Here is a 3706-nt window from a genome sequence, read left to right as displayed (position 1 = left end):
AGAATAAAAATAGAATAAAAAAAGAATAAAAATAGAATAAAAAAAGAATAAAAATAGAATAAAAAAAGAAAATAATTGGTTAAAAACCAATTAGGATATACGATCTCTAAAGGACTTCAAAAGCCGTGTTCTGAAAACAACTAAAAGTATTAAAACAAAACCAATGGCCGTTTGAATAGTTCCTAAAATCGTAAGAACCATTGAATTAATAGGCAAGTTCCATTCCGGAGAAGATCTGCCATTAGGCAATGGATTATAATAGACACCTACAGCACGAACATCTGGCTTTACATTTAAGTCGCTAGGCTCTACATAATCTACACCTACAATAAGACCATTATTAATACCCTTATTAAGTGATCCCGCTATTGAAGATGCATTATAACCATATTTCTTAACAGATGCCTCAACTACTGCCTTTGTAATGTCCGACAGACCTACCCTGTCACTTCCATAAACTGAAACGGAAACCGCATCCTTGGAAACTGTGATTGCATTGATTAAAACATCTGTAGCGGAATAGGTATTCAATTCATTACCGCAAATTGGACAGACATTGTAATTTTCAGCATCAGGGAAACCTGTTGCCCAACCGCAATGAGGACAGGATTTTGAATAGTCTTCATCCATTGGATAACCTGTTGTATTTACCCTATCCGGTACAAACATGTCTCCAGTACTTATGGATGAAACAAGGTTTACTGCACCCCCACCGTATTTCTCACCGGAATCTACAGCAACTTCCTCCATAGCCTTTCCAACGATGTAGGTTGCAGGATAACCATCCCTAATCATTTTTCCAATATTGATTGCAGTCTGTTTACGTACAGAATCTGCAGTACCGGACATTGGGTTACCTTCACTGTTTCTCAAGTGAATGATAGCTCCCTTGGAACCTTGAGGTAACTGTACCACACCACCTTGGTGGTGAGTGACCTTGATGGTACCGTCATTTTCAACAACAACAAGATAAGCGTTATAGTCTCCGCCGATAGCAGCTCCCATTGAAGGTCCTCCGATAACTAAACGGATACCGTCAAAGTTACCGGCCAAAGCTGCAGCTGCTGATGGACTTGAACCATGTTGCATTGCTGCAAGAGCATCAATAATCGCATAGTTCCTTTCTGTACCATTACCTTCCCCCCCGGAAAGCATTGCATAACCATCATTCTTTGACATGATGAATGAGGACTGGAACATGTTGTTTGCAAAGGACATACTTCCTGCAGCCGCTCCATTAGGATCCTGTCCAGATGGATCGGTAATGACAATTACGTTACAAGTAGCAGAAACAGTTGCAATAACTGAAAAGAGCATTAAAACTAAAAATATTAAACCAATAAATCTATTAAACTTCTTATTCAAATTTTAACCTCCTATCCTGCAATACTGTAATTGTAAACACTTGTTGATGTATTAATATCATTAAGATTATCAGTAGAAGTAGTACTATTTCCTGTAATGTTAATTGTTGAGAAATCTTCAATAACTGTTACGGTAACAATTCCGGTTTCCTTATTTACGGTAACGTCAGCTCCTGCAATTGGAGCGATAGTGGTACCTGGAATTGTAGACTGCTTAACGAATTTCTCAGCATTGGCCTCGGCCTCCGTCACAGGCAGTTCCCGAATGGATGTCTTTAAAATGTCACCATCAATATAACTGCCCTCTCTCAATCCAGAGTTCTCTACATTATATCTGATACTGTCTATAGGAATTATGTCGTTTCCTTTTACGATAATACCTGCAATAGGTACACCTTCTTCGACTTCAGCAGAGGAGGCATATGCCACATAAATTATTAATCTCCCACATAGGATTAAAATAAATGCCAATAAAAGAATTATTAAAGTATCTCTTCTAATTTTAATAAACATAAGATGCCTCTATAAATATTTTAAATTTAATAAAATACTAAATTTAATTCATTATTAAACCAATTGAAACTGATTTTACAATTAGTTTAATACTATTTCAAAAACCAATTGAAACCAAATTTTACAATTAGTTTAGTTTAAAAGTATTGATAAAATAAATTATCATATAGATATTTATTTAAAAAACATATTATTAATAGTTAACTAATTAATTAGTATAATTTTAAATAGAATTCTAAAAAACAATTCGATTAAATCTAGTTTTAAAAGGAATCAAAATGATTTTTATTAAAAAAATTTTTTAAAAAAATTTTTTCAAATAATATTTTATAAAATAAATTTTTAAAGTAAATTTATTAAAAAAAATAGATTAAAAAATAAATAAAATCCTTAAAATAATTAGAAATAATTATAAATCTATTAAAAAGGTAAAAAAAGAATAAAAATAATTAAAAATTAAAAAAAAGAATAAAAAATAATTTTAAATTAAAAAAAAAATTAAAAAGTAATTTAAAAGTAAAAAAAGTAAAAACTAATTAAAATTACATTTTAGTCATTAAATCCATTATTGAAAATGGATCTCCCTCTTTTCTCATTCTTGGAGCTCCGCCAAATGCAGCCATCGCGTTTTTCTTAAAGTCCTCATTTGCACGTCTTGAAACTTCACCAAAAATCATCTTGTAAGCTTCACATTGAGGGTCAACTGCCTTTGGAGATTGTGTGGCAACGATTCCATTATACGGACATCCTCCTCTGCAGAACTTGATGAACTTACAGTCGGAACAATCCTCATCAACAAAATTTTTAAATTCCATCAATTTGTCCCAAGCCTCTGATTTTTCCAAATCCTCCATTGAAGGACAGTCATAAACATTGCCCATAATGTATTCATCCATTCCTACAAAACGATAGCATGGATAGATTGAACCGTCATGACCTACAGCCAATGTTGTTCCCATACAATCATTGAAAGTGCAGAGTGTTCCAACACGTCTGAGACTGCTTTTTGCAATATGGTCCAAGTCCATTATTACAAACTTGTCCAAATCATAGAGATACTTATCCAACCAATCAATGAGCAATCTGCCATGTTCTTCCTGAGGAAGGGCCCATGGATCTGCATTGTCTCCACGAAGTGAAGGCAATGCTGCATGAATTTTTAAGTTTAAACCATTCTCCTTAAAGAATTCATAGATTTCATCGGAAAAATCCTTTGAATATGAGGTAAATGTACAAACAAAGTTAATCTGAATGCCCTTGTCTGTAGCCAACTTAACGGATTTCATGGTCTTGTCAAAGTATCCCAAACCTCTTTGATAATCATTGATTTCCTTTGGACCATCAATACTTGTACTGATAGCTATATTATAATTGGAGAACAGATCAGCCATTTCCTCATCCAATAGCCAGAGATTACTTTGTAATGAAAAACCTTCGGTTTGGTGGGTTCCAGCATCATTTAAAATAGGAAGGGCTTGCTTATAAAAGTCATAACCTGCAAGCAAAGGTTCACCACCATGGAAGGTAAAATGAACAGGTTCATCCCTAAAATCAGCCAGCCATTTAACAATTTGATTTATTACATCAATATCCATCAATTCTGCATTCTCTTCTGAACCCCAACAATATGCACAATTGGACGGACAACCTAAGGTAGGTATAATCATTACATGAAAAGTCATTTAATCACCAATTACAATAAACTACAAATACTCCAAATCCATTAAATCAGTAAAAATTAAAATTTAAATTAAAAATAAATTCAATTATTTAATTAGAATTCTTAAAAAGATCGGAAGAGCGTCGTGTAGGGAAAGAGTGTAGATCTC

At 33.5% G+C, this 3706-nt stretch carries 3 protein-coding genes; all 3 read right to left on the bottom strand.

What is annotated here, in order from left to right:
• Nucleotides 1-90: 90 nt before the first annotated feature.
• The 3 genes from Q0138_RS09255 to Q0138_RS09245 all read right to left on the bottom strand — a co-directional run bounded on the left by Q0138_RS09255 (nt 91) and on the right by Q0138_RS09245 (nt 3559).
• Nucleotides 91-1317: a hypothetical protein gene (locus Q0138_RS09255; RefSeq protein WP_297983828.1), complete on the bottom strand. Its 1227-nt coding sequence runs from the start codon at nt 1315-1317 to the stop codon at nt 91-93.
• A gap of 59 nt (nt 1318-1376) precedes the next feature.
• Nucleotides 1377-1877 carry a hypothetical protein gene (locus Q0138_RS09250; RefSeq protein ID WP_297983825.1) on the bottom strand — a complete coding sequence of 167 codons (501 nt, stop codon included), beginning with the start codon at nt 1875-1877 and terminating at the stop codon, nt 1377-1379.
• 542 nt (nt 1878-2419) lie between these two features.
• Nucleotides 2420-3559 (bottom strand): TIGR04083 family peptide-modifying radical SAM enzyme, encoded by a 1140-nt coding sequence (locus Q0138_RS09245; protein WP_297983823.1) that lies wholly within the window; start codon nt 3557-3559, stop codon nt 2420-2422.
• Between the last annotated feature and the right edge of the window lie 147 nt (nt 3560-3706).

It is taken from the genome of uncultured Methanobrevibacter sp. (genome assembly GCF_937906425.1).
Classification (GTDB): domain Archaea; phylum Methanobacteriota; class Methanobacteria; order Methanobacteriales; family Methanobacteriaceae; genus Methanobrevibacter.
The sequence above is the reverse complement of the archived record's forward strand: the minus strand, read 5'-3'. Positions and strand labels throughout refer to the sequence as shown.

Excerpts from the sequence above, each read along its gene's own strand:
- Q0138_RS09255 (WP_297983828.1), bottom strand. The coding sequence starts at position 1,317 with ATGCTCTTTTCAGTTATTGCAACTGTTTCTGCTACTTGTAACGTAATT.
- Q0138_RS09250 (WP_297983825.1), bottom strand. The coding sequence starts at position 1,877 with ATGTTTATTAAAATTAGAAGAGATACTTTAATAATTCTTTTATTGGCA.
- Q0138_RS09245 (WP_297983823.1), bottom strand. The coding sequence starts at position 3,559 with ATGACTTTTCATGTAATGATTATACCTACCTTAGGTTGTCCGTCCAAT.